General features: G+C 53.8%; 1 protein-coding gene. It reads left to right on the top strand.

Annotated features, from left to right (window positions below):
- Positions 1-90 precede the first annotated feature (90 nt).
- Entirely contained in the window at positions 91-1,269 is a 1,179-nt protein-coding gene (locus IB254_RS29325) for an integrase core domain-containing protein (RefSeq protein ID WP_192420949.1), read from the top strand.
- The last annotated feature ends 57 nt before the right edge of the window (positions 1,270-1,326 follow it).

The raw sequence follows: 1,326 nt of genomic DNA, 5'->3' as shown, positions 1-1,326 counted from the left end.
CGGTATGACTCACCCACATAGGTAACAAAACAGTTCAAGCACATAGGTAACAGTTTTTAACTGGCACTGGTCGATTCCGAGGATCTGACCATGCCGTGGCGAGAGCTGAAACCTATGGACCTGAAAGTGATGTTCATTGCCGACTACCTGTCCGGTCGTCTCAATTTCAGCCAACTCTGTGCGGCTCACAGCATCAGTCGCAAGACCGGTTACAAGTGGGTGGCCCGCTACAACGCGGACAGCGTTAATGGCTTGTCGGAGTTCAGTCGCAAGCGCCACTCTCAAGCTCAGGCTGTGCCATTTGCGGTCAAGGAGGCCATTCTTGAGCTGCGCGGCCAAGGGCAAACCACGCCGGGGCCGAAAAAGATTCAGACAGCCCTCAGAGAGCGGTTTCCGGATCAGCCGCCACCCTCCAAAACTACGATCTACAACGTGCTGAAAAAGGCGGGGCTGGTGGAGCCACGGCGTTTACGGCAGCGCGTTGCCATCTATCCCAAACCACTTCAAAAAGCCGATCTTCCCAACCAACTTTGGAGTGCCGATTACAAAGGCCAATACCTGACGGGAGACGGTGTCTGGTGTTACCCCTTGACGGTGATGGATCACGCCAGTCGCTTTCTACTGGCGTGTGAAAGCATGCCGAGCACGACCTTCAAGGACGCCAAGGCCACCTTCGAGCGGTTATTCAAGATGTATGGAATGCCTGAGCGGATCCGTACGGACAACGGTGTCCCTTTCGCCAGCGGTGGGCGTGCCGGGTTATCGCAGTTGTCCATCTGGTGGGCCCGCCTGGGCATCATTCACGAACGGATTCAGCCTGGTCGACCCGAGCAGAATGGACGGCATGAGCGTATGCATCGCACGCTTAAAAGTACCTTACCAAGGCCGCCGGAAATTGAGTGGGGAGCCCAGCAGAAGCATTTTGATCTGTTCATGCAGCACTATAATCATGAGCGTCTTCATGAGGCCTTGGGGCAGAAAACACCGGGTTCTAGCTACACCGGTTCTTCACGACCATTCCCGAAAAAACTGCCGGAGATGAGATACCCAAGCCATGTTGAGGCATACCGGACGGACTCCAACGGGGTGGTGAACAAAGGACGGCTCAGAATCTATGTCGGCTATGTCCTCAAACACCAGATAGTCGGATTAGAGAGCATCAGCGAGGGTGTTTGGGACATCATCTTTGGGCCGGTAGTACTGGGCCGTGTTGATGAAAGAGACGCTAAAGATGCTTATCTGACGCTCAAAGTAATCAGAAATACGTGATCAGGTGTTACCTATGTGCCTGAACTTTTCTGTTACCTATGTGGTTGACCCCTTCAT

It is taken from the genome of Pseudomonas sp. PDM03 (assembly GCF_014852385.1).
GTDB classification, from domain to species: domain Bacteria; phylum Pseudomonadota; class Gammaproteobacteria; order Pseudomonadales; family Pseudomonadaceae; genus Aquipseudomonas; species Aquipseudomonas migulae.
This window is presented reverse-complemented; position numbering and strand designations above follow the sequence as displayed.

What these genes read in the sequence shown, in the direction of transcription:
- IB254_RS29325 (WP_192420949.1), top strand. Translation starts at nt 91, where the DNA reads ATGCCGTGGCGAGAGCTGAAACCTATGGACCTGAAAGTGATGTTCATT.